The following is a 23,950-nucleotide window of genomic DNA, read 5'->3' on the forward strand; positions in this document are numbered from 1 at the left end:
GGTATGTACTACGCCATGAGCGCCTGACCGCGCCTGAGCCGGTACAGGACGTGCGGCCGTTGCGGGCTGTCCGCCGCGACCCGCGGGTGATAGAAGTCGTCAGCTATGTCACGGGTCATGCCCAGGCGTTCCATGACCTTGCGCGAGCGGGTGTTCCCCACGGTCGTTATGGAGACGATCTCGTCCAGCCCCGCCACGTCGAACCCATACCGTACGGCCTCCCGGGCCGCCTCGATCGCGTACCCGTGCCCCCACGCCGCCTTGGCCAGCCGCCAGCCCACCTCGACCGCCGGGGTGAACGGCGCCTCGAACGTCTGCAGGACCAGCCCGGTGAACCCGATGAACTCGCCGCTCGTGCGCACCTCCAGCGCCCAGAGCCCGTACCCGTGGGCCTCGAAGCCCGCCTCGATCCTGTCGACGAAGCCGTCGCTCTCCGACCTGGTCAGCAGGGCCGGGAAGTGCTCCATGACCTCGGCGTCGGCGTTCATCGCCGCGAACGGTTCCCTGTCGTCGTCGCGCCATCTGCGCATGATGAGCCGTTCTGTCTCCATCAGCGCAACACTAGCCCAGATCTAACGACGGCCACGGAGACCGGTGAGGCGGCGGAGCAGGTCCCACCAGAACGACGCGCCGAACAGCAGCGCCACGAACGTCAGCACATAGCCGGGCCAGTGGCTGAGCGTGGTGAGGCGGTCCCACCAGGCGGCGCCGTTCCAGTGGATGCTCGGGTCGCCCTCGGCCGGGATCGCGATATTGACGATCGCGTGGTCGAACACCATGACCAGCGCGGGCTGGCTCAGCGTCTCAGTGATGCACGGCATCGGATTGGACTGCGCGCACCGCTCCTTGAGCTCGCTGTAGGCGTCGGGCCCCGCCTCGGCCACGGCCGTCACCGAGGCGCGGAAGGCGTTGTCGCGCAGCAGCGTCTTGCCGTACTCGAACCCGTCCATCGTGAACAGCAGCACCACCACCACGCCGAGCAGGGCGACCACCCACTTGACGTAGCGCTTGTAGAGCATCGACAGCCGCTGCATCTCGCCGTCGAACCACGTCTCCACGCCCTGCCGGAAGCGGTCCATGTCGCGCTGCGCGGTCTCCCACACGCCCTTGAGATGGCCGTAGAGCGGGCTGCCCATCGACTTGAGCTTGGCCAGCAGCCCCTCGACGCCGTCCTTCTCGCCGGCGGCCATCTCCATCAGGGCCACCGCGAAGCGTTCCGGCGGAATGTTGGCGATGCTGGTGCGGCCCCTCTTCGGATGGTCGATCTCCTGGACCCGCTGGTAGAGCAGCTTCGTCACGGCGTCGTCGGCCTTGGTCTCCTGCTCGGGCGCCTGGGCCGCCTCGACCGGGGCCGGCTGGTCGCTGTGGGCGGGCCGTGGATCACGGATGAACGGCAGCCGCGCGAACACGTCGGCCACCTTGGCCGGCAACCACGACTTCCCCTGCGCGTCGCTGCCGTCCATGGTGTCGCGGAGATAGGCCCACAGGAACTTGCTACGAATGCCCAGCAGCCGTACGAAAGCCTCGTTCAGCCCGCTCACCAGCAGCGACAGCAGGAGGAACGCCAGCACCAGACCTAACGCGAGGTCGACGTAAATGGATAGCAAAATGGATCACCCCGCGCCTTGATACACCCGCCAGGGCGCGCCCGCACGGCCCGCAACCAACCTGTTACAGGTCAGGAACCGTAGAAGACCCGGTCGACCACCTGGCGGGCCCGCCGGGTCACCCGGCGGTAGTCGTCGAGGAAGTCCTCCGAGCCATCGGGCGGATAACCGAGGATGCGGGCGATGAGCCTGCGCTCCCTGACGTCGGCCGGGACGCTGTCGCCGGGACGGCCCTTGACCAGCATGATCGCGTCCCTGACGCGCGAGGCGAAGCGCCAGGCCGCCGCCAGTACGGCCGCGTCGGGGGCCGCGAGCAGGCCCTCCCCCTCGGCCGCGCGCAGCGCCTCCAAAGTACGGGTGGTCCGCAGCGCCGGGTGTCCGGCCGCGAAACGGAGCTGCAGCAGTTGCGCCACCCACTCGACGTCCGACAGGCCGCCGGGGCCCAGCTTGGTGTGCAGGGCGGGATCGGCGCCGCGTGGCAGCCGCTCCGCCTCCATGCGGGCCTTGAGCCGCCTGATCTCGCGTACGACGTCGTCGGACAGGCCTTCGGGCGGGTAACGCAGGTCGTCGATCACGGCGACGAAGTCGGCGCCCAGCGCGGCGTCACCGGCCGAGAAGCGGGCCCGCAGCAGTGCCTGCGCCTCCCAAGGGGACGACCAGCGCGCGTAATAGGCCTGGTAGGAGGCCAGCGTACGGACGAGCGGGCCCTGCCTGCCCTCGGGGCGCAGGTCGGGGTCGATGAGCAGCGGCGGGTCGGGGGCGGGGAGGGCGAGCAGGCGGCGCAGCTCGTTGGCGACCGCGTACGCGGCGTCGGTGGCGTCGCGTTCGGAGGCGCCGGGCACGGGCGAGTGTACGAACATCACGTCGGCGTCGCTGGCGTAGGAGGACTCCATGCCGCCGAGCCGTCCCATGGCGATCACCGCGAACCTGGTCGGCAGCGCCCCCCGCCGCTCCAGCTCGACCTTGCCGATCGCCACGTCCAGCGCGGCCTGGATGGTCACGTCGTTCAGCGACGACAGCGCCACCCCGACCTGCTCAATACTCATAAGTCCGGAAATGTCGGCTACGGCCGTACGGAACAGCTCCCTGCGCCGCAGCGCACGTACCGCCGCCACCGCCGACTCCATGTCGGACCCGTGCCTCGACACGGCGGCCGACGCCTCTTTCAGTAGCGCGTCCGGCGAGCGCGCGGCCAGGTCCTCGTCGGAGCCCAGCAGCCCGACGGCGTCGGGCGCGTTCAGGAGCAGCCCGGTCGCGTAGCGGCTGCTGCCGAGCACCCGCGCCATCCGCGCCGCCACGGCCGTCTCGTCGCGCAGCAGCCGCAGGTACCACGGCGTGGTGCCGAGCTTGTCGCTCACCTGGCGGAAGCCGAGCAGCCCCGCGTCCGGGTCCGGGGTGTCGGCGAACCAGCCGAGCATGACCGGCAGCAGCGTTCGCTGGATCGCCGCCCGCCGCGAGACGCCCGTGGTCAGGGCGGCGATGTGGCGCAGGGCGCCGTTGGGGTCGACGTAGCCGAGCGCCGCCAGCCGGGCGGCCGCCGCGATGGTGGACAGCCGGGCCTCGGACTCGGGCAACCGGGCCACCGCCTGCAGCAGCGGCCGGTAGAACAACTTCTCGTGCAGCCGCCGCGCCTCCCTCGCGTGGCGGCGCCACCTGGCGGTGAACTCCCCCACCGGGTCGGCGTGCATGCCGAGCGCGCGGCCCAGCCGCCGCAGGTCGTCGGGGTCCGACGGCAGGACATGCGTACGACGCAGCCGGTGCAGTTGCAGCAGATGCTCGACCTGGCGCAGGAAGGTGTACGCCTCGGCCAGCCCGCGTGAGTCGTCACGGCCCACGTAGCCGCCACGGGAGAGCGCGGCCAGGGCCGGCAGGGTGGCCTTGCGCCGCAGCAGCGGATCCTGCCGCCCGTGCACCAGCTGCAGCAGCTGCACCGCGAACTCGATGTCACGCAGCCCGCCGGGACCCAGCTTGATCTGCCGCTCGCCCTCGGCCCGTACGTGGGACTCGACGCGGCGGCGCATGGCCTGCACGTCCTCGACGAAGTGCTCCCGGGTCGCGGCCGACCAGACGAACTCGTTGACCGCCTCGACATAGGCCGAGCCCAGCGCCAGGTCGCCGGCCACCGGCCGCGCCTTGAGCAGCGCCTGGAACTCCCAGGTCTTGGCCCAGCGCCGGTAGTAGGCCAGATGGCTGGCCAGCGTGCGCACCAGCGGCCCCGCGCGGCCCTCGGGCCGCAGCCCGGCGTCGACCTCCCACAGCGCGCCCTCGGGGGTGGTCGCGGTGCAGGCCCGCATCATGGCCTGGGCCAGGCGGGTGGCGCCGCGCAGCGCCGCCGTCTCGTCGGCGCCCTCGCGCGGCTCGGCCACGAAGATCACGTCAACGTCGCTGATGTAGTTGAGCTCCCTGGCGCCCTGCTTGCCCATGCCGACCACCGCCAGCCGTACGTCACTCGCGTCGACCTCGGCCCGCGCGATGGCCAGCGCGGCCTCCAGCGCCGCGCCCGCGAGGTCGGACAGCTCGGCGGTGACGTCGGGCAACCCGATCTGCCCGGTGAGGTCGCGCGCGGCCAGATGCAGCAGCCGCCCGCGGTAGGCGACCCGCAGCGCCACCAGCGCGCCGGGATCCGACGCGGTGGGCTCGTCCTCCTCCGGCTCGGCGCCGACGGCGCGCAGCAGCTCGGCCCGCGCGTCTCCCAGCTCGGGCAGGGCCAGCAGCCCCATTTGCTCGGGATGGCGTACGAGGTGCTCCCCCAAGGCGGCGCTCACCCCGAGCACCGCGAGCACCCGGCCCTGGAGGTCTTCGTCCGCGCGCAGTGTGTCGAGCACGCGGGGCTCGCGCTCGGCCAGGCGGGTCAGTGAGGCGAGCGCCAGGTCGGGATCGGACACGGCCACCAGTCCTTTGAGCAGATCGTCCAGCTCGGCCCCCGACTGTCGTACCAGGGTCGCGGCCCGCGCGCCGTCGGCGAAGCCGAGCTTGGCCAGGCGGGCGGCGGTGGACTCGATCCTCGGCACCCCTCCATCTTGACAGCCCACCGCCCCCGAAGCCTAAAGTTAAACGCAACGTTGCGTTGCGTTTTAGGGAGTTGAGATGGACGGCGTGCCGGCGACGGTGACGTGGGGGCTGCTCGCGGCCTGGGTGGCGCACGACGCGGAGGAGCTGGCCACGATGGCCCGCTGGACCCGCGAGCACCGGCCCGAGCTGGAGCGGCGCTACCCACAGGTCCCGTGGCAGCGGCTGGAGATGTCGCAGCGGCAGGTGAACGTGGCGATCGGGCTGATGGGCGGCGTCGTGGCCGGGGCGTCGGCCATGGGGGCGCGCACCGGAGGACGCAGCCCGGTGTTCCAGGCGGTGCTGGCCGGGTTCGGGCTGCACGGGGTGGGCCATCTGGTGCAGTCGGCGCTCGCGCGCGGCTACACGCCCGGCGTGGTGACGGCGCCGGTGGTGGTGATCCCGTTCACGGTGTGGGCATGGCGGCGGCTCAAGGCGTCGGGAGTGCCGACTGGGGGCGCCGGGTCAGCCCTGACCGGGCTGGCCGCGCTGCCGCTCGTCCTGGGCGGCGTCCACGCACTCGCCCACGCGCTCACCCGACCCCGTACCGGCCGCCGGTAATCATCCGGCCCGGCGGCCGGTACGCGCGGACATCAGCCGACGCAGACCAGGAACAGCCAGGGCGCGCGTCGGGGAACGACTCAGGACATGCCCTGAATGGGCTCAAGGTCCGGCCGTGCCCTGTCGGCGACCAGGCGCCCGAACGCCTCGGCCACCGGCCGCCAGGTGGCCATGAGCGTCTCCTCGGCCGCGCCGACCGCCGCGTTCAGCTCGCGGGCCGAGCCGAGGCCCGAGGCCGTGGACCACGAGGTGAAGATCTCCGGCGTGGCCTCGGGGTGGAACTGCACCGCCCAGGCCGCCGCGCCCAGCCGGTACGCCTGGTTCGGGTACGGCGTTCCCGTCATCAGCGGCACCGCCCCGTCGGGCAACCGGGCAATCACGTCCTGGTGGAACTGGACGGCCACCGCCGTACCGACACCGGACAGCAGCGGATCGGCGGCCGCGGCGGGCAGCGCGACCACTTCGCAGACGCCCACCTCCAGCCCTTCGCCGCCCCGCTCGACGGTGCCGCCGCAGGCCAGGGTCATCAGCTGCGCGCCGAGGCAGATGGCCAGCGTGGGCGTACCGTCCTCGACGGAGCGGGCCAGCAGGTCGCGGGTGGCGGGCAGCCACGGGCAGCGATCGTCCTCCCACGCCGCCGCCTCCCCGCCGAGCACGATCAGCCCGTCGGCGGCGCGCTCGGGAACCTCCTCGCCCAAGTACGGCCGTACGACGTCGCAGACCGGCCCCAGCCAGTCGCCCAGGTAGCCGAGGGTCGCGTCTGCCTCGTGCTCAATGACCGTAATCCTCATAAGGAGTAATTTATCCGCCCAAACTTTCACCAAGCCGCACGCATCCAACTGCCCGTGGACAAGTTGATCGACGGAGATCCCCAGCGGCTGGGCAACTACTGGCTGGCCGGGCGGCTCGGCACGGGCGGCCAGGGCGTGGTCTACGAGGGCTACGCCGAGGACGGCCGCCGGGTGGCGATCAAGGTGCTGCACGGCGACCAGTCGGCGCAACTGGCCAGGGAGGCGACCGCGGCGCGCCGGGTGGCCGCGTTCTGCACCGCGAGCGTCCTGGAAGCCGACCTGGAGGGGCCCAGGCCGTACATCGTCAGCGAGTACGTCCAGGGCCCCAGCTTGCGCAAGGCCGTCTCGGAGGGACGCCGCTTCGGCGGCGGCGAGCTGCACCGGCTGGCCACGGCCGTGGCGACCGCGCTGACCGCCATCCACGACGCCGGGGTGATCCACCGCGATCTGAAGCCCGACAACGTGCTGCTCGGCCCCGACGGGCCGCGGGTGATCGACTTCGGCGTGGCGCGGACCGCGGAGATGTCGCTCACCGCGACGGGCCTGGTGACGGGCACGCCCACGTACATGGCGCCCGAGGTGTTCGGCGGGCAGCGGGCCGGGACGCCCGCCGACGTGTTCGCCTGGGGCGCGATCATGGTCTACGCGGCGAGCGGCACCGACCCGTTCGAAGCCGAGAACCTGGGCGCGGTCATGCACCGAGTGCTGTCGGCCCGGCCCGACCTGAGCGTGCTGCCCACCACGCTGCGCCCGCTGGTGGCCGCGGCGCTCAGCAAGGAGCCGCTGGAGCGCCCGTCCGCTCGGGAGCTGCTGCTGGCCCTGGTGAGCGCCGAGGGCGGCCTCGACACCGGCCTGCTGCTCGCCGCCGGCGGCAGGGAGGCCGCGCGGGTGGGCGCCCCCGCCCACGATCCCGCGCTGGGCACGCTGGCCGAGGAGGCGTACGCGCTGCTGTCCGCCGAGGAGCGCGAACTCGCGCCTGAGGTCTTCCTGCGGCTGATCACGGTGAGCGAGCAGGGCGGCCTCGCGGTACGGCGGGCGGAGCTGGCCGAACTCGTCGAGGGCCGGCCGCTGCCCGAGGTCTCGTCGATCACCCGGATCCTGGAGGTGTTCGGCTACCTGCTGTCCAGGGAAGGCGAGGAGGTCTGGCTGGCCCGCCCCGCCATGCCCCTCGCCTGGCCGCGCTATCGCCGCTGGGTCGAGGCCAACCGGGACGGCCTGGCCGTACACAAGGAGATCCTGACCGCCGCGCGGCGGTGGGCTCGGGCCGGGCGCAAAGACGGCGACCTGTTGCAGGGCAGCAGCCTGGAGAACGCGCTGCGGTGGGCGGCCACGGCCCGCAGGAACATCACCCTGTCCACCGCCGAACGCGACTTCCTCGACGCGGGCGCCGGTCTGACCAGGCGCAGGAGCAGGCGGACCAGGCTCATCTCCATCAGCCTGGCGGCCCTGCTGGTGATCTCGCTGCTCGCGACCGGCCTGGCCGTCCAGCAGAGCGCGCTCGCCGACGAGCGGGCCGATCGGATCGCCGCGCAGCGCGACCAGGCGGAGGCGGCGCGACTGGCGCAGTTCGCGGGCACGCTGCGCAAGAGCGACCCGAGAGCGGCGATGCTGCTGAGCGTGGCCGCCTGGCGGCTGGACCGGACCCCGCAGACCAGGGCCGCGCTGACCGCTTCGCTGGCGCAGCGCGAGGTCGCCGCGTTCAGGGACCCCGCCGCCTCGGGAGACGCGCTGCGGCTGCTGAGCCGCGACGGCAGGACGCTGGCCAGCGTGAGCGACGACGCGGTCAGGCTCTGGGACGTACGCACCGGCAAGCGGAGCGGCGGCATCGGCCGGCTGGGCCTGGCGGGCGAGCGGCCGCTGACCGCCGCCCTCTCCCCCACCGGCCGGAATCTGCTGGTCGCCACCAACAAGCGGGCCCATGTGTGGGACCTGCGCACCGGCAAGGCCGCCGGGACGTGGACATTCAGCCATGACGTGGGCGACGACACGGGCACCTCGGTCGGCGTCCAGTACGGGACGACCGACCGGTACGCGCTGATCATCCTCGACCAGGACGAATACACCTGGGACCTGCGGACCGGCACCCGGACGAAGAGCCCGCTCGCCACTCGCCCGGTCGTCTCACCCGACGGCAAGTCGGCGGTGCGGCTCGTGGGCGGAAAGCTGCGGATCACGTACCGCCCGGGCGGACAGACGGAGAATCTCGGGAACGAGGTGGACATCTGGAACGGCGGCGCGGTGACCTTCAGCGCCGACGGGCGGTTGCTCGCCTCGGCGACCGGGCAGAACATCCAGGTCTGGCGGGCATACGACAGACTGCTCACCACGCTGACCCTGCCCGGCGGCACTGAGGACGATTCCGTGCCGCTGCCTCAGGTCGGCTTCGACGGCCACACCCTGCGCTATCTCAGCGAGGACCGCGTCCTCACCGTGGACCTGAGCGACTTCCCGGTGCGCAGGCCGAAGAAGGCGCCCTCGTGGTGGTGGGCTAAGTTCGGTCCTGGTGCGCGGCAGACCCTGACCTCCGATGACGGCTACAAGGTCTTCCTCGCCGACCCGCGCCGGCCACTCGGCGCCCCGGTGCTGAAGAAGCCCGGTTCCGACCCGGTGGACGCCGCGGCGATCAGCCCCGACGGGCGGCTGGCCGCGGTGGGCAGCATCAGCGGGTTCACGGTCCTCGACACCGGCACGCGGCGCACGCTCGCGCAGGCGGCGCCCCGCGGCGACCTGGCGGAATACACGACCTCCTTCCTGGCCTTCAGCCCCGACGGCACGAAGCTGGCCACTGGGCTGGAGTACAGCGACGAGGACGTGTCCCGCCGCTACGCGGTGAGCGTCTGGGACTGGAAGTCGAAGCGCCAGCTGTGGTCGGCCAAGGTGGGCGAGGTACATGACGCCGACTTCTCCCCCGACGGCAAGGTACTGGCGGTGGGGTCCGGCGAGCAGTACCTGTTCGACGCGGCGTCGGGCAGGCGGCTGGGCAAGCCGTTCGGGGGCACCGGCCGGGGCACGACCGTCACCGACGTGGTCTTCACCCACGACGGCAGGTCACTGGCGGTCGTGGACTCCCGCGGTCGCGTGAGCGTCTACGACACCGCCACCGGGAAGCGGGCCCGCCAGGCCGCCCTGGGCCGGCTCGAGGGCGGGGACGTCGCGGTCAGGTCACCCAGCGAGGACGTGGTCGCGCTGGTCACGCGCGACCACCGTTTACGGCTCGTCGACCTGGCCGCCGGCGCGGACCTGGGCACGCTCGACGACGGCGACGGCAGCGGCGGCAAGCTTTACGGCCCGGCGTTCACCACCGACGGCTCGGGAGTGCTCACCCTGGACGAGGCAGGGGCCCTACGCGAGCGGCCGGTCGAGCCGGGCAAGATGGTGGCCGCGATCTGCGCCCGCGCCGGCCGGTCGCTGAGCCCCGGCGAGTGGCGAAGCTTCGTGTCAGGAGTGCCGTACCAGAAGGTTTGTCCTTAAGATCCCGGCTATGAGACTCGACGAGGTCGACGGCATGCGGGTCGCCACGTTCGGCACGGGACCACGCCTGATCATCGCGGTGCACGGGATCACCGCCTCCCTGATGGCCTGGGCCGCGGTGGCGCGGCTGCTGCCCGCCGACTGGTCTCTGGTCGCGATGGACCTGCGCGGTCGCGGGCACAGCGCCGCGCTGCCCGGCCCGTACGGGCTGACCCGGCACGCGGAAGACGTGCTGCGCGTGGCCGACCACGTGGGCGCGGGCCCCGAGACGGTGCTGACCGGGCACTCCATGGGCGCCTACGTCGCCGCGCTGGCCGGTGCCGAACGCGACTTCGCCCGCGTGGTGCTCGTCGACGGCGGGTTGCCGCTGCCGCTGCCCGAGGGCGCCGATCCCGACGCGGTCCTGGAGGCCACCCTGGGACCGGCCGTGGAACGGCTGCGCCGGACATTCCCGACACCGGAGGCGTACGTCGGCTTCTTCATGGCGCACCCGGCCTTCCTCGACAGCTGGAACGCCGACGCCGAGGCGTACGTGCGCTATGACCTGACCGGCACCGAGGGCGCGCTGCGCTCGCGCGTGGCCGGTGACGCGGTGCGCGAGGACGGGCGGTGGATGCTCACCGAGTCCGAGCGCATCGGCGCGGCGCTGAGCGCGATCGGGGCGCCACTCTCGCTGATCAGGGCGCCGCGCGGGCTGCTCAATCAAGACACCGGCATGCTGCCCGACGCGCTGGCCGCCACGTGGACCGCGCGCCTGCCGGGGCTCACCGACGAGGTGATCCCCGGCTGCAACCACTACACGATCATGTTCGACGAGCGCTGCGCGTCGATCGTCGCCGACCGGCTCACGTCCGGATCCTGAAGCCTGCGTCTCAGGCTTCGCGGGGAGCGATCCAGGTGGCGCGGGCGGCGGCCACCAGGGTGCCGTCGACCTCGTAGATCGCGCTCTCGCCGAACAGCTTGCGCCCCTCGCGGCCGGTCGCGCGGGCCACGACGGAGTAGGCCCCGCCCGCGTACAGCCGCCCATGGATCTGTACGGCCAGCCGCCCGAGCAGCGCCGACTCGCCGGGCTTGAAGTGGGCCCAGCCGGTGACGCAGTCGAGCGCCGCACCCACCACGGAGGCGGGCACGCCGTCCTCGTCGGCCACCGTGAACGGCACCCGCCACCCAGCGGCCACCAGGTCGGTCCCCTCGACCGGGCCGGGGAAGATCCGCAGCCCGTCACCCGGCTCGCGCAGCCCGCACGCGAAGCACTCGGGGAAGGCGTGGCCCCGCCAGCCGGGGAAACCGGCCTCGGCGCGGGCGGCGTCGTTGAACGGCACGAACTCGGGCGCCGTCAGGTCCTCGGCCACCGGGATGGCCTCGACCAGCAGTTTGTCGCCCTCGTGGAGGGACACCGTGTTGGCGACGTGCTCCAGGCACAGATCGGTCTCCAACGGGGTGGGCGCGTGCAGCGTGACCTCGACCGCCGATCTGTCGCCGCCCAAGGCCTCCGCCATGGTGCCGGCTATCCAGCCGCCGTTGGCGACTCCAGCCGGGCCCCTGAAACGCTCAGGAACGGTCAGCACGGTCTGCAGGGCAGCCGTCGTCATGCCACACCCTCCAACATCGCCCATATGGCGAAATATCCGAAAAGTCGTTTTGGAACGAGCCGATTTTAACGGACGATCAGTTTCCCACAACCTGAACGGGTCTTTGCCCACCGCATAACCCGCGCGGGGGCGTGAAACTTCCCAGCGGGAGACCCGGGCTGCGCCGGATCCTCCATGTCCGTAAGATACGGGCCCAACTTTGCACGGACGTTACCTGGGAGTCAGAAGTGACAATGCTCACTCGCCGGATGCTCACTCGTAGGAGCCTTCTCAAAGCGGGGGCCATTGCCGTACCCGCCGCCGCGATGACGGCTCGGCCGGCGCTCGCCGCACCCGTTCCGGTGGTGGAGACGTCGGGGACCGCTCCCGCGTCCTTGGCCGGGTTCGACAACGTGATCAAGACCTTCGTGAAGGAACGCGAGATCTCCTGCGCCCAGCTGGCGGTCATGAAGAGCGGAAAGATCGTCCTGGCCCGTGGCTATCGCTACAACACCGGCGCCCAGGCGATCCCCGCCGTCACTCCGACGTCGTTGTTCCGCATCGCCAGCCTGAGCAAGAACATCACCTCCGCCGCCATCATGCGGCTGGTGCAGGACGGCAAGCTGAGCCTTTCGGCCAAGGTGACCACGCTGCTCGGACTCACCCCCGCCGACACCCGGATGAACCAGGTCACCGTGCTCCGGCTGATGCAGCACCTGGGCGGCTGGGACCGCGACACCTCCAAGCAGGACCAGCTCTGGCTGGACCACACGATCTCGGCCGCGCTGGACGTGCCGCTGCCGATCGGCCACGCCGAGATCATCAAGTACGCCACTGGCCGGCCGCTCGACTTCGCCCCCGGCTCGAAGATGGTCTACAGCAACTACGGCTACATGCTGCTCGGCCGGATCATCGAGAAGGTGTCGGGCATGTCGTACGAGACGTACGTCAAGACGAAGCTGCTCAAGCCCCTCGGCATCACCCGGATGCGCCTCGGCAAGAGCCTCAGGACCGAGGCCGCGGCCGGCGAGGTGATGTACCAGTCCCAGTACACGAACAAGACCGTCATGGACGAGTCGGGCACCGTCGTGCCGTACCCGTACGGCGGCTTCAACATGCCCAACCAGGACGCCAACGGCGGCTGGCTGGCCTCGGCCGTGGACCTCGTCCGCTGGACGCTCGCCTTCGACCGGCCGGGCACGGTGCTGAGCACGGCGTCGATCGCCAAACTGTTCGCCAAGCCGGAGACCGGCGTCACCTCCTCCGGCTCCTGGTACGGCGGCGGCTGGTGGGTCCGGCAGGTGACCGGGCACCTCAACACCTGGCACAACGGCTCGATGCCGGGCACGTTCTCGTACCTGGCGCGGCTGCAGAACGGCTGGAGCTACGCGGCGGTGTTCAACCGGCGCGAGGAGACGGGGACGCCGGACTTCGACGTGATCGACGACCAGATGAACGCCGTCAAGATCACCACCTGGCCGACGACGGACCTGACCTCGAAGTACTTCTGATCCAACGACGCGGCGCCCCCTCGCCGAGGGGGCGCCGCATCAGGCGTGAGCTCCTGATCAAGCTAGCCATCACGACCTGCGGCGGGCAGGGCTGGGTGATCCAGGAGCGAATCTGGAGAAACAGAGCCGCGACTTCCTGAACGGCACCGCCATGGGCGGTTACTCCGTTCCTCAACGTGGGCCGAACCGTGGGACCGGCTGCCACGAGGCCACGACCTGCGACTGAAATATCCTGGCTTGGGTAGCTCAGCAGGTGATGTGGACTGCGACATCTCCCCGGCAGTGCCTCGCGCGTGTTGGAGGGAAGCCATGAAATTCATCATCGCCGCCGCCGGGTTGTGGCTGCTCCCCATGTTCGGAACGATCCCCGCCTGGGACGGCGACCGCCACCAGGTCAGCGAATCCCAGTACGAGGTCCTGCTGCATCAATGCAGGTACGCCAACACATCGCAGGCACGTTCGGAGTGCCGCGCGGCGGTCAGGGCGAACTACCGCGTCGGGGAGGTCGATCCCTCGCTGGATTGCCGCACCTATTCCAGCGTGACCGTGTGCGGCATGTTGCGGCTGAGCGCGAACGAACGCGCGTGCGTGCGGGACTCCGTGGCCAAGCACCTGTCGTATCGCCGAGCCGAAGTGGAGTGCTACGCGTTCCAGTGACCGACGCACCATCCACCCGAGCCGACGCTCGGGACCCAAATGATGCGCCGGTTCCACCAGGGAGAGGTGATGGCCGCTGCCCAGATGATCACGATTCGGCGAAGCCCGCCGTACCTTGGCGATCACGATCATTAGGTTCTGATCGAGCGCAAGAGGATCGAGCGCAAGAGGAGGGACAGCGCCCATGCCGCTCGATCTCACCTCGTTGATCGAGGCCGGTCCGGCGCTCCCGCACGGCGCGCTCGACGGGTCCTGGCCACCGGCCTTGCTGCGGGCCTATCTCCGGGCGCTCCCGCGGCTCCGCACGCTGCCCGGCTCTGAACGGCTCGAGTTCCTGCGCGCGACCGCCGCCGCCGAGGAACCGGAGGCCCTGGCGGCATTGGACTCGGCAGAGCCGGGGACTTGGACCCTGGCGTGGGAGACCGGCGAACAACCCACGGCCTTCCACGTGTGCCCGGCCCGGCACGACGGCCCGGTCTGGGCGGTGGCAGTGGGCGAGTTCGAGGGCCACACGTTGGTGGCCAGCGGCGGCGACGACCACGTGGTACGGCTGCGCGCCGTGTTCGACCAGTCCGGATCGGAGCTGGAGGGCCATTCCGACCAGGCCGCGCCGGACCTAGAAGGCCATACGGCGAGCGTCCGCGCCCTGGCGTTCGGCGTGGTGGACGGCCACCCGATGCTGGCCGGCGGCGACGACGGCGGCACGATCCGTACCTGGAATCCGCTCACCGGAGCGAGCGGATTCACCCGCGACCTGACCGGCGGCTACCCGACAGCCCTGGCCTTCGTCGAGGTCGAGGGCGGGCGGACGCTGCTCGCCGTAGCCATCGGCTTCTACAACCGCGGCTACCCGGAGGACGACGAGGACGGGCGCGTCGACCTGCTGGATCCGGCCACCGGCGAGCTCGTACGCGAGCTGCGCGCGGAGGAGCGGGACGCGGTACTCGACCTCGGTGTGGCGAAGCTGGGCGAGCGGACGGTGCTGGCCGCCCTGTCCCCGTACGAGCTGCACGTGTGGGACGTCACCACCGGCGAGCGACTGGCGACGGCCGAACTGGACGACATCTGGGAGGACATGGAGCAGGACGGCCTCACTCCGCCCCTACTGATAGGCGAGGAGAACGGCCGGCCCGAGGTCGGTGTGGTGGTCCGCATCGAACACCCGCCCGGCTACACGGTGCAAAGCCGCGAACTGGTCTACCTGAAACTGGACGACCTCCGCGACAAGTCCCGCGGCCGTTTCGACCGCGACCAGGGACCGGTGGCCATGACGACCCACGCCGGGCGGAACGTCATGCTCGTGGCGAACCACACCGACACCGGCAAGAAGTGGGAACGGCCCGCGAAGGCGGTGATCAGCCACCCAGGCCACAAGACGGACATCGACCTGGACGCCGACACCCGCCTGATCACGACCGCCGCCTTCGGGAGCCTGGCGGGACGTCTCTGCCTGGCCACGGGCGGGCTCGACGGGACGGTGCAGGTGTGGGACGCGCAGACGCCGCACCAGCACCGGCGGACCGGCTACGGCGGGTCAGGGCTGGCGCTGTTCACCACGGCACCGGGCACGCCCGCCCTGGCCGTCGGCACGCACAGCGACACCGTGCTCCTGGTGGACGCGGCGGACGGGAAGAAGATCGGCTCAGTGGGCTGCCGCCAGAGCGGCCGTGGCCACGACTGCGACATCTCGCCCTACGACCACTGCTGCCGAGGCTTGACGGCCGGGCAGGTGGCCGGTCGGCCGTACATCGCGAGCAGTGGCTGTGCCGCGTACGGCACCATGCTGTGGCAGCCGCTGAGCAAGATCCGCGGGATCGCGCGGAAGGACGACGCCGAGGGCGGCCGGGTCACCTTCGGCGGCCTGGACCACTCCTCACCCACCGCTCTCGCCTTCGGCGAGGTCGACGGCCGGGCGCTGCTCGCCGCCGGCGCCGAGGTGTGGGACCCGGTCACCCAGGAGTGCGTGGCCAAGCTGCCCAGGTGGGGGTTCGCGCTGAGCGAGAGCGCCTTCGGCCGGGCCGGGGATCAGCCGGTGCTGGCCACGCGGCGCGACGGCGAGGTGGACCTGTGGAACCCGCTGACCGGCCGGCACATCCGGACGCTCGGCGTGGACGACGCCGGTGCGGGCCTGGCCATGAGCCGCATCGCCGATCACGACGTACTCGCCGTCGGCAGCGGGAGGTATGTACACCTTTGGGACGCCGCCGCCGGAGAGCTCCGGGAGTGGATCCCGCACACTTCGACCGTCACCTGCCTGAGCCTGGTCGAGCACGACGATCGGGTCCTGCTGGTGACCGGGACCGAGGACGGCACGGTGACGCTGTGGGACGCCGCCGCCCCGCGGCGCCGGGTGGCCGTCCTGGGCGCGTTCGCCCGCCCGGTACGCTCCGTGGCCGCGGCGACCATCCGCGGGGAACTGCACGTGTACGGCCAGTCGCGATACGGCCGCGTGCTCGCCTGGCGCGTCGACGCGGTTTGAGCGAATCGCCAGGCCGGAGACCGACCACGCGAAAACGGCGGAGGCCGCGCCGGCAGGCGCCGCCTGCAGAGGATGCGGAGTGTATCGACGCGCGCGGCCCCTCACCGCATTTTGCTGGTGAAGGGCCGCCCTGGCCGGACGAGGTCTGAACTAAGCGAAAGTACGACTTTCGCTCCGACTTTCGGCAAGCGAGTTCAGATCGTCTCTACCCAGGTATTGGTCCATGTGTTCCGCCCGACGCGACCGTCGACCACGAGAGCGTGCTCTTTCTGGAATTGGCGGCAGATTTCTTCGCTCTTTGGCCCGTAGCTCCCGTCGACCATGAGGGGCCAGCCGCGCTTGTTAATCTCGTCCTGCCACTGCCGCACATCCTCGCCGTTCATGATCGGCGGCTGCTTGAGGACGCGACCGGGGAACGGCGGGGCCACCGCGCTCGGGGCCGTCCACGTCTTGTCCCACGTCGTCTCGTCGACGACGCCGGTTACCTGCAGGTGCTTCTCGGCCTGGAAGTTCTTGCAGAGACGCTCGCTCTCTGGTCCATAGATCCCGTCTACTTTGATGTGCCAGCCGCGGTCCTGCATCCGCTGCTGCCATTTCTTTACGGCTTCGCCCTGCTGAGGCTTTTTGATGACGCCGGGAAATGGCGGTGCCTGCAAAGTCGGCGTAATGGTCACGAGTCGTCCTCCGTCGAGTCGTCGGCAAGGGCGGCGTCAGTCCCGCTTTCTGGGACAATTCGCCGCCCTAATCCAGGTTTCCGGCAGGTGGATACCCGGCACCCTCGGCGGTACTCTGGGGAAGCCGACGATTTAACTCGTTCTGGAAAATGTCGATACGACCTGTTGACACCAAGCCGAGGTGCGGCACCGACACCGTCGGGCGCGAAGCTCGGGCGGCGGGTGTCACGACGGACCCGCCGCCCCGCGCTTACAGGACCGGCAGGTAGCGGCCAAGCTCGAACTCCGTGACCTGGCGGCGGAAGTCGCGCCACTCCGCCCGCTTGTTGCGCAGGAAGAAGTCGAAGACGTGCTCGCCCAGCGTCTCGGCCACCAGCTCGCTCTGCTCCATGACCGCGATGGCCTCGTCCAGCGACTGCGGCAGCGGCTGGATGCCCAGGGCGCGCCGCTCGGCGCTGGTGAGCGTCCACACGTTGTCCTCGGCGGCGGCCGGGAGCTCGTAGCCCTCCTCGATGCCCTTCAGGCCGGCCGAGAGGATCAGCGCGAAGGCCAGGTAGGGGTTGCAGGCCGAGTCGAGCGAGCGGAACTCGATGCGGGTCGAGCCGCCCTTGTGCGGCTTGTACATCGGCACTCGTACCAGCGCGGACCGGTTGTTGTGGCCCCAGCAGACGTAGGACGGCGCCTCGCCGCCCTGGCCCGCGATGGCCTCCGCGCCGCCCCAGAGGCGCTTGTAGGAGTTGACCCACTGGTTGGTGATGGCCGTGATCTCGGCGGCGTGCTTGAGCAGCCCGGCGATGAACGAGCGGCCGGTCTTGGAGAGCTGGTAGTCGGCGCCGGCCTCGTAGAAGGCGTTGCGGTCGCCCTCGAACAGCGACATGTGGGTGTGCATGCCGGAGCCCGGGTGCTCGGTGAACGGCTTGGGCATGAAGGAGGCCCAGATGCCCTGCTCCAGCGCGACCTCCTTCATCACCAGCCGGAAGGTCATGATGTTGTCGGCCGTGGTGAGCGCGTCGGCGTAGCGCAGGTCGATCTCCTGCTGGCCGGGCGCGCCCTCGTGGTGGCTGAACTCGACCGAGATGCCCATCGACTCCAGCATCATGATCGCCTGGCGCCTGAAGTCGTGGCCCGAGCTGTGCGGGGTGTGGTCGAAGTAGCCGCCGGAGTCGATCGGCTCGGGGCGCTGACCCGGCTCGGGCCGGTTCTTCAGCAGGAAGAACTCGATCTCCGGGTGGGTGTAGAAGGTGAAGCCCATGTCGGCGCACTTGGCGAGCGTGCGCTTGAGCACCCAGCGCGGGTCGGCGTGCGACGGCGAGCCGTCCGGCATGAGGATGTCGCAGAAGATGCGGCCCGCGCCCGGCGTCTCACTGCGCCACGGCAGGATCTGGAACGTCGCCGGGTCCGGCTTGGCCAGCATGTCGGCCTCGTAGACCCGGGCGAAGCCCTCGATGGCCGAGCCGTCGAAGCCGATGCCCTCGGCGAAGGCGCCTTCGAGCTCGGCCGGGGCTATCGCCACCGACTTCAGGAAGCCGAGAACGTCGGTGAACCAGAGCCGGATGAACCGGATGTCGCGTTCCTCGAGCGTGCGGAGCACGAACTCCTGCTGGCGGTCCAAAGCATCCCCTAGCGAAGACAGTACTGAGTTCCCTATCAGGATGCCGTGTCCGTGTTTCGCACACGTTACGTGGGGTCCCGGTGCGAGCCTCGCTGACAAAGAGCCCGGCCGGACCTATCGTGATCACGCAGTCAGTCTCGGGGGAGGCATTGGTGGCTATCGACCTGCTCAATCACAAGCTTGATAGGGCTTTCGACCACATCGACGCGGGCGACGGGGGCGTCATCGAGCGTGTGGACCTGCTGGGGTTGGGTGCACGGCTCCTGGTGGGATTCGGAGAGTCCCCAACCTCGGTCACCGGCAGCGATCTCGTCGCCGGTTTCGACGGGATCTGGTCGACTCTGTCCGAAGTGCTCGGCCGGGACGCCGACTGCCAGATCTTGCGGGAGGAGTTCCGCGAAGGCATGACGGCGGCGTTCGTCGAGGGCGACCTGTACGACCCGGTGTTCCGGCCGGCCACGGCGGCCGTGGCCGACCTCTGCGACGACGACGGCGACGGCCTGATCGGGCCCCGCGAGTTCCGTACGCTGCTGAGCGCCTTCGGCACCGCCTACGACGACGTGGACGAGGCGTTCGACCGGCTCGACCGGGCGGGCAGGGGCGTGCTGACCGTGGACGAGCTGATCGCGGCCGCCTGGCAGTACTACGTCAGTGACGACCCGAGCGCCGCGGGCAACTGGCTCTTTGGTCCCCTATGAGTACCGACGTGATCACCTCGGTGCGCACCGCCCTGAGGTCCATGCTCCAGTGGAAGCCGCTGGCTCCCGGACCGCGCCGCGGGGCGCCCGCCGCCACCACGCTGCTGGTGCTCACCGAGCGGGTGCCCGGCATGGCGGAGCCCTGCCGCATGCATCCGGCCGTGTACGCGATCGAGGCGGCCGTCCTTGACTGGGCCCGGCGGACCCATCTCCACGCGGGTCCCGGTGTGGGGTTCCACCGCATGGCGGGCCGCGCGTTCGCCGAGTTCGACGCGGCCGCGGCGGCGCTGTTCGCGCAGTGGCTGACCTGGCTGTTCAACCTCGACGACGAGCTCGACGAGGGGCCGGGCCGGCTGGAGGTCTTCCAGGGCCTGCTGGCGGGCGGCGCGGCCCATCCGCTGGAGGCGGCCTTCGCCGACCTGTGGCGGGTGACCAGCGCCCGGATGAGCGACCTGTGGCGGAGCAGGTTCGCGGCCAACCTGCGGCGTCAGCACGACGCCTGCCGCATTGAGGCCGAGAACCGCGCCACGGGCCGCGTACCGACCCTGGAGCAGTATCCGGCGCTGCGCAGGGGGACCGTCGGCCCGTACCTCTACGACCTCGTGGAGCCGTGCCTGCGCGTGGAGGTGCCCGCGTGGGTGCACGCCTGCGAGCCGTGGCAGCAGCTCGTCGACGCCTGTACCGACGTGACCGCCTGGTGCAACGACGTGGCCTCACTGCCCAAGGAACGCGGCGACGGGCACAACCTCGTCGTGGTCGTGATGCACCAGCTCGGCCTGGACCAGCCGGAGGCCACGGCCTGGGTGCTCGACCGGATCGCCGAGCGCTGCCAGGACATGCACGAGGCGGCCCGGAGCCTGCCGCTCGACACGCTCACGCCCAGGCTGGCGCGCGACGTGAGCAAGGTGGCGTGCGCCTACCTGGCCGCGCCGCGCGCCCACCTCGACTGGCTCCTGGAGTCGACCCGCTACACCTGACGACCGGCGATGGCGGGCGTGGGAGCAAGCGTGGGGGCGGGCGTCACCGGCATTGCGGGCGTGGGGGCCGGCGTGACCGGCATTGCGGGCGTGCTCGCGGCCAGCGCGTCGCCCGCGGCGGTGCGGCGGTACACGACCTGCTTGCCGACGCGCATCCCGACGGCCAGCCCGCCGCCGCTGAGTACGCCGAGGTGCTGGCTGACCGCGCCGGGCGTGAGCGACATGCGCCCGGCCAGCGCCGAGGTCGTGCTGGGCTCGGCCAGCGCGAGCAGGATCCGCGCCCGGCTGCGCCCGATGAGCGCCGCCAGCGCCTCGGGCGCGGGCGGCGGGCCCTGCTCCCACAGCGTCCCGACGCCCAGCACCGGATAGACCAGCATCGACTGGTACGGGGCCGACATCACGGCCACCGACGGCCAGTAGAACGCGCTCGGCACCAGCACCAGCCCGTCGCCGTGCAGCCCGGCGCCGTCCCTGTCCATCGTGCACCACGGCCGGTCGATGTGCAGCCGCTCCCCCGTCCACTCCACGGCCGGATCGAGCGCCGCGAACAGCTCGCGGGCACCGCCCTGGGCCAGCTGCCGCGACCTGCGCAGCACGTCGCGCTCCAGCAGCCCGTAGACGCGCGGCCAGAACTCGGCGAAGCACGTCTCCCAGTAGGCCTGCAGCGCGTCGGCGACCCGGGCCACGCCCGCCGCCGGATCATCCATGAACCGTTCGATCACCGCCGGGTCGGTCCCCCGTACCTCGGCCGCCTCGGCGCGGGCCCGTTCCGGCGGAGTGAGCCGTACGCGATCCAGCTCGGCGGTGAAGTCCGGCAGCGGCGTGTCGGGCGGCGGCGTGATGAAGTCGGCGAGATAGCCGCTCGGCGGCACGAGCGCGAACAGCTCGGTCAGGTCCAGCGCCGCGAGGCGGGGACGCACGCACTTGATCCACGGCAGGTGGATCGACTGCCTGGCCGGGTCCTGCAGCGTACGCAGGCTGGCGACCAGCTCCCACATCGGCGAGAACGCGAACCTGATCCGCGCGACGTCCTCCGGCCGCATCACCCACATCACCGACATACCTTTTAGTGTGCCCTAAATCGTTCGCGGCCACCAAAGGCGAAAGCTCAGTCTTAGTCCCATGACTAGCACTGTTGTTGAGAAGCAATCGTTCCTGAGGTCCCAGGTGGGCGGGCTCCCCCGGCCGTTCTGGGCCCTGTGGAGTGGCACGCTGGTGAACCGCCTGGGCACCATGGTGATGCCGTTCACCGGCGTCTATCTGACACAGGCCAGAGGCGTCTCGGTGGCGGGCGCGGGGCTCGTGATGGCCGTGTTCGGCGCGGGGTCGCTGATCTCGCAGTTGCTCGGCGGGTGGCTGACCGACCGGATCGGGCGGCGGGCCACGCTGTCCGGCAGCATGATCGCCACCGCGGCCGCGATGCTGGCCCTGGGATACAGCACCTCCCTGGCCGCGATCACGACCTCGATGTTCGTGCTGGGGCTGGTGGTCGACGCCTACCGGCCCGCGTCCAACGCGCTGGTGGCGGACCTGGTCTCGCCGGTGGAGCGGCCCAGGGCGTACGGACTGCTGTTCTGGGCCATCAACCTCGGCTACGCGGTCGGGATGACGGCGGGCGGGTGGCTGGCCCAGCTCGGGTTCGGCTGGCTGTTCTGGATCGACGCCGTCAGCAGCGTGATCTTCGCCGTACTGGTCTGGCGGGCGGTTCCCGAGACCCGCACGGCCGAGCGGGAGTCGGCGGGCGGGTTCGGCGTCGTGCTGCGTGACCGGGTGATGGTCGCCTTCACGCTCGTCGTGCTGGGGCAGGCGCTGGTGTACATGCAGACGGTGACCATGCTGCCGGTCGCGATGGTCAAGCAGGCGGGACTGTCCACCGGGGAGTTCGGCGTGGCGATGGCGCTGAACGGGGTGCTGATCGTCATCGTGCAGCCGCTGGTGTCCGGCTGGATCGGCCGCCTGGACGCCGCCAGGACACTCGCGCTGGGGCTGGCCATCACGGGGGCCGGATTCGCGCTCACCGCCTTCGTCACCGACGCCGTCTGGCTGGGCGTCACCATCGCCGTCTGGACGGCCGGCGAGATCATGACGGCGGGCATCGCGGGGACCATCGTCGCGGCGCTGGCGCCCGCGCACCTGCGGGGGCGGTATTCGGGGCTGTTCGGATTCGCGTGGTCGGTCGCCTCGGTGCTGGCGCCGCTGGCCGGTGGAGCGCTGCTGGACGTGGGGCCGCAGGCCCTGTGGTTCACGGTGGGCGGCGTCGGGCTGCTGTCGGCGGTGGCCATGCTGGCGCTCGGCCCGGCGATCAGGCGGCGCGCCCTCCAGCCGGCTCTGTGAGCGAGCCCACTTTTCGTCGCTTGGACGATAAAAACGGCACCGTACTAGGCTGACCTTTGTGGCACAACTCCGTATCGCGCTGGCACAGACCAAACCGACCGTAGGCGACCTCTCCGGCAACGCCGACCGACTGCTCACGTGGACCCGCGACGCCGCGGACCGCGGCGCGCACCTGGTCGTGTTCACGGAGATGTTCTTGACCGGCTATCCGGTGGAGGACCTGGTCCTGCGTACATCCTTCGTGGACGCCAGCATCAGGACGCTGGGCGAGGTCGCGCTCAGGCTGCGAGAGGAGGGGCTGGGCGAGCTGCCCGTGGTCGTCGGCTACGTCGACCGGGCGGGGCTCGCGCCGCGCATCGGCCAGCCCAAGGGCGCCTCGCTCGACGCCGCCGCGGTGCTCCACCGGGGCGAGGTCGTCGTCCGCACGGCCAAGCACCACCTGCCCAACTACGGCGTGTTCGACGAATACCGCTACTTCGTGCGCGGCGACCGGCTGCCGATCTTCCGGCTGCACGGGGTCGACGTGGCGATCGCGGTCTGCGAGGACCTGTGGCAGGAGGGCGGCCCGGTGGCCGTGGTCGGCCAGGCCGGTGCCGGTCTGCTGGTGGCGCCCAACGCCTCGCCGTACGAGAAGGAGAAGGACGACGTACGCCTGGAGCTGTGCGCGCGCAGGGCGCGTGAGGCCGGGTGCGCGCTCGTCTACGTCAACCAGGTCGGCGGGCAGGACGAGCTGGTCTTCGACGGCGACTCGATCGTGGTGGACGCGGCCGGCGAGCTGGTGGCGCGCGCCGGGCAGTTCCGCGAGGAGCTGCTCGTGGTGGACCTGGATCTCCCGGTCTCCACCGCCGAGACCGGGTCGTTCCCGTACGACGCGGGCGACGGCTCCACCATCACCGTGGACCGCCTGGTGCTGTCGTCCGACCCGGTCGAGCCGCGCGAGCCCGTGCCCGCGCCGGTGGCCGAGCGCCTGGACCCGCACGCGGAGGTCTACTCGGCGCTGGTGCTGGCCGTACGCGACTATGTGGTCAAGAACGGCTTCCAGTCGGTGATCCTCGGCCTGTCCGGCGGCATCGACTCGGCGCTGACCGCGACCATCGCCTCCGACGCGATCGGGCCCGATCGGGTCCACGTGGTGCTGATGCCCTCGCGCTACTCCTCCGACCACTCGCTCGGCGACGCCGAAGAGCTGGTACGCAGGCAGGGCATCAACGCCCAGGTGGTGCCGATCGGCGAGATCGTCGACGCCTTCGAGAAGGAGATCGACCTGTCCGGGCTGGCCGCCGAGAACCTGCAGGCCCGCGTCCGCGGCACGATCCTCATGGGCCTGTCCAACGAACACGGCCACCTGGTGCTGACGACCGGCAACAAGAGCGAGCTGGCGACGGGCTACTCCACGCTGTACGGCGACTCGGCGGGCGGCTTCGCCCCGATCAAGGACGTACCGAAGACGATGGTGTGGGAGCTGTCCCGCTGGCGCAACGCCCACGGCGACCCGTCGTTCCGCCTCGACGCCGAGCGGCCCATCCCGGAGAACTCGATCACCAAGGAGCCGAGCGCCGAACTGCGTCCCGACCAGCGCGACACCGACTCGCTGCCGCCGTACGAGGTGCTGGACCGGCTGCTCGACGACTACGTCGAGAAGGACATGGGCGTACAGGAGCTCATCGCGGCCGGCCACGACCCCGCCCTGGTGACGCGCATCATCCGGCTGGTGGACACGGCGGAGTACAAGCGCCGGCAGTACCCGCCGGGCCCGAAGATCACCCCGAAGAACTTCGGCCGCGACCGCCGCCTCCCCATCACCAACAGGTGGCGCGAAACCACCTCCTAAGGCAAGGTCCTCATTGCGGAGGCGCTGCGCGCCCATGGCTCGGGCAGCGCCTCCCAGGCCGTGATACCCGTGCGCCGACCCGGGCCGCCAGATCGGCCGCTGCCCGGCCAGGCGCGCCGCGATGGCGG

Annotated in this window: 18 protein-coding genes; 10 read left to right on the forward strand and 8 right to left on the reverse strand. The window is 71.0% G+C overall.

The window, feature by feature from the left end:
* Positions 1–8: 8 nt before the first annotated feature.
* The 3 genes from AB0B64_RS46210 to AB0B64_RS46220 all read right to left on the reverse strand — a co-directional run bounded on the left by AB0B64_RS46210 (position 9) and on the right by AB0B64_RS46220 (position 4,618).
* The gene (locus tag AB0B64_RS46210) at positions 9–551 is read right to left on the reverse strand and encodes a GNAT family N-acetyltransferase (RefSeq protein WP_358188450.1); all 543 of its coding nucleotides are present in this window, start codon (positions 549–551) and stop codon (positions 9–11) included.
* A 21-nt stretch (positions 552–572) separates the two neighbouring features.
* Positions 573–1,607, reverse strand: coding sequence for a hypothetical protein (locus tag AB0B64_RS46215; RefSeq protein ID WP_357944793.1), 1,035 nt, complete (start codon positions 1,605–1,607; stop codon positions 573–575).
* A gap of 71 nt (positions 1,608–1,678) precedes the next feature.
* The gene (locus AB0B64_RS46220; protein WP_358188455.1) at positions 1,679–4,618 is read right to left on the reverse strand and encodes a bifunctional [glutamine synthetase] adenylyltransferase/[glutamine synthetase]-adenylyl-L-tyrosine phosphorylase; all 2,940 of its coding nucleotides are present in this window, start codon (positions 4,616–4,618) and stop codon (positions 1,679–1,681) included.
* Between the two features lie 76 nt (positions 4,619–4,694).
* Between AB0B64_RS46220 and AB0B64_RS46225 the strand changes: the two genes are divergently transcribed.
* Positions 4,695–5,216 (forward strand): HXXEE domain-containing protein, encoded by a 522-nt coding sequence (locus AB0B64_RS46225; RefSeq protein WP_358188461.1) that lies wholly within the window; start codon positions 4,695–4,697, stop codon positions 5,214–5,216.
* 80 nt (positions 5,217–5,296) lie between these two features.
* Here the strand turns inward: AB0B64_RS46225 and AB0B64_RS46230 are convergent, their stop codons facing one another.
* The gene (locus AB0B64_RS46230) at positions 5,297–6,007 is read right to left on the reverse strand and encodes a type 1 glutamine amidotransferase (RefSeq protein WP_357944782.1); all 711 of its coding nucleotides are present in this window, start codon (positions 6,005–6,007) and stop codon (positions 5,297–5,299) included.
* 54 nt (positions 6,008–6,061) lie between these two features.
* Between AB0B64_RS46230 and AB0B64_RS46235 the strand changes: the two genes are divergently transcribed.
* Positions 6,062–9,478 (forward strand): serine/threonine-protein kinase, encoded by a 3,417-nt coding sequence (locus tag AB0B64_RS46235; RefSeq protein WP_358188469.1) that lies wholly within the window; start codon positions 6,062–6,064, stop codon positions 9,476–9,478.
* A gap of 10 nt (positions 9,479–9,488) precedes the next feature.
* Complete coding sequence (locus AB0B64_RS46240) at positions 9,489–10,340, forward strand: alpha/beta hydrolase (RefSeq protein WP_358188476.1); 852 nt, start codon at positions 9,489–9,491, stop codon at positions 10,338–10,340.
* A gap of 10 nt (positions 10,341–10,350) precedes the next feature.
* On the opposite strand, the gene AB0B64_RS46245 is transcribed toward AB0B64_RS46240, so the two are convergent.
* Positions 10,351–11,070, reverse strand: coding sequence for a hypothetical protein (locus tag AB0B64_RS46245; RefSeq protein WP_357944775.1), 720 nt, complete (start codon positions 11,068–11,070; stop codon positions 10,351–10,353).
* A gap of 233 nt (positions 11,071–11,303) precedes the next feature.
* Here AB0B64_RS46245 and AB0B64_RS46250 point away from each other — a divergent pair, with 233 nt between their 5' ends.
* The 3 genes from AB0B64_RS46250 to AB0B64_RS46260 all read left to right on the forward strand — a co-directional run bounded on the left by AB0B64_RS46250 (position 11,304) and on the right by AB0B64_RS46260 (position 15,696).
* Positions 11,304–12,560 (forward strand): serine hydrolase domain-containing protein, encoded by a 1,257-nt coding sequence (locus AB0B64_RS46250; RefSeq protein ID WP_357946329.1) that lies wholly within the window; start codon positions 11,304–11,306, stop codon positions 12,558–12,560.
* A gap of 309 nt (positions 12,561–12,869) precedes the next feature.
* Positions 12,870–13,217: a hypothetical protein gene (locus AB0B64_RS46255; RefSeq protein WP_358188481.1), complete on the forward strand. Its 348-nt coding sequence runs from the start codon at positions 12,870–12,872 to the stop codon at positions 13,215–13,217.
* A 184-nt stretch (positions 13,218–13,401) separates the two neighbouring features.
* Positions 13,402–15,696 (forward strand): hypothetical protein, encoded by a 2,295-nt coding sequence (locus tag AB0B64_RS46260; RefSeq protein WP_358188486.1) that lies wholly within the window; start codon positions 13,402–13,404, stop codon positions 15,694–15,696.
* 194 nt (positions 15,697–15,890) lie between these two features.
* Here AB0B64_RS46260 and AB0B64_RS46265 read toward each other — a convergent pair whose 3' ends face one another.
* Both AB0B64_RS46265 and glnA read right to left on the reverse strand, forming a co-directional pair.
* Complete coding sequence (locus tag AB0B64_RS46265; protein WP_358188490.1) at positions 15,891–16,370, reverse strand: peptidoglycan-binding protein; 480 nt, start codon at positions 16,368–16,370, stop codon at positions 15,891–15,893.
* Between the two features lie 250 nt (positions 16,371–16,620).
* The gene (gene glnA / locus AB0B64_RS46270) at positions 16,621–17,982 is read right to left on the reverse strand and encodes a type I glutamate--ammonia ligase (protein ID WP_357944764.1); all 1,362 of its coding nucleotides are present in this window, start codon (positions 17,980–17,982) and stop codon (positions 16,621–16,623) included.
* Positions 17,983–18,134: 152 nt separating this feature from the next.
* Here glnA and AB0B64_RS46275 point away from each other — a divergent pair, with 152 nt between their 5' ends.
* Together AB0B64_RS46275 and AB0B64_RS46280 are read left to right on the forward strand one after the other, a co-directional pair.
* On the forward strand, positions 18,135–18,680 hold the full coding sequence (locus tag AB0B64_RS46275) for a hypothetical protein (RefSeq protein ID WP_358188499.1): 546 nt from the start codon (positions 18,135–18,137) through the stop codon (positions 18,678–18,680).
* Complete coding sequence (locus tag AB0B64_RS46280; protein ID WP_357944760.1) at positions 18,677–19,657, forward strand: terpene synthase family protein; 981 nt, start codon at positions 18,677–18,679, stop codon at positions 19,655–19,657. The genes AB0B64_RS46275 and AB0B64_RS46280 overlap by 4 nt, the downstream gene beginning before the upstream one ends.
* On the opposite strand, the gene AB0B64_RS46285 is transcribed toward AB0B64_RS46280, so the two are convergent.
* Positions 19,648–20,718, reverse strand: a complete 1,071-nt coding sequence (locus AB0B64_RS46285) for a DUF5937 family protein (RefSeq protein ID WP_357944757.1) — start codon at positions 20,716–20,718, stop codon at positions 19,648–19,650. The genes AB0B64_RS46280 and AB0B64_RS46285 overlap by 10 nt on opposite strands.
* 61 nt (positions 20,719–20,779) lie before the next feature.
* Here AB0B64_RS46285 and AB0B64_RS46290 point away from each other — a divergent pair, with 61 nt between their 5' ends.
* Together AB0B64_RS46290 and AB0B64_RS46295 are read left to right on the forward strand one after the other, a co-directional pair.
* Complete coding sequence (locus AB0B64_RS46290) at positions 20,780–21,991, forward strand: MFS transporter (protein ID WP_358188512.1); 1,212 nt, start codon at positions 20,780–20,782, stop codon at positions 21,989–21,991.
* A 58-nt stretch (positions 21,992–22,049) separates the two neighbouring features.
* Complete coding sequence (locus AB0B64_RS46295; RefSeq protein WP_357944752.1) at positions 22,050–23,822, forward strand: NAD+ synthase; 1,773 nt, start codon at positions 22,050–22,052, stop codon at positions 23,820–23,822.
* Positions 23,823–23,950 lie beyond the last annotated feature (128 nt).

It is taken from the genome of Nonomuraea sp. NPDC049129, from assembly GCF_040648495.1.
In the GTDB taxonomy this organism is placed as follows: domain Bacteria; phylum Actinomycetota; class Actinomycetes; order Streptosporangiales; family Streptosporangiaceae; genus Nonomuraea.

What these genes read in the sequence shown, in the direction of transcription:
- AB0B64_RS46210 (WP_358188450.1), bottom strand. Translation starts at nt 551, where the DNA reads ATGGAGACAGAACGGCTCATCATGCGCAGATGGCGCGACGACGACAGG.
- AB0B64_RS46225 (WP_358188461.1), top strand. Translation starts at nt 4,695, where the DNA reads ATGGACGGCGTGCCGGCGACGGTGACGTGGGGGCTGCTCGCGGCCTGG.
- AB0B64_RS46230 (WP_357944782.1), bottom strand. Translation starts at nt 6,007, where the DNA reads ATGAGGATTACGGTCATTGAGCACGAGGCAGACGCGACCCTCGGCTAC.
- AB0B64_RS46240 (WP_358188476.1), top strand. Translation starts at nt 9,489, where the DNA reads ATGAGACTCGACGAGGTCGACGGCATGCGGGTCGCCACGTTCGGCACG.
- AB0B64_RS46245 (WP_357944775.1), bottom strand. Translation starts at nt 11,070, where the DNA reads ATGACGACGGCTGCCCTGCAGACCGTGCTGACCGTTCCTGAGCGTTTC.
- AB0B64_RS46250 (WP_357946329.1), top strand. Translation starts at nt 11,304, where the DNA reads ATGCTCACTCGCCGGATGCTCACTCGTAGGAGCCTTCTCAAAGCGGGG.
- AB0B64_RS46255 (WP_358188481.1), top strand. Translation starts at nt 12,870, where the DNA reads ATGAAATTCATCATCGCCGCCGCCGGGTTGTGGCTGCTCCCCATGTTC.
- AB0B64_RS46260 (WP_358188486.1), top strand. Translation starts at nt 13,402, where the DNA reads ATGCCGCTCGATCTCACCTCGTTGATCGAGGCCGGTCCGGCGCTCCCG.
- AB0B64_RS46280 (WP_357944760.1), top strand. Translation starts at nt 18,677, where the DNA reads ATGAGTACCGACGTGATCACCTCGGTGCGCACCGCCCTGAGGTCCATG.
- AB0B64_RS46285 (WP_357944757.1), bottom strand. Translation starts at nt 20,718, where the DNA reads ATGTCGGTGATGTGGGTGATGCGGCCGGAGGACGTCGCGCGGATCAGG.
- AB0B64_RS46290 (WP_358188512.1), top strand. Translation starts at nt 20,780, where the DNA reads ATGACTAGCACTGTTGTTGAGAAGCAATCGTTCCTGAGGTCCCAGGTG.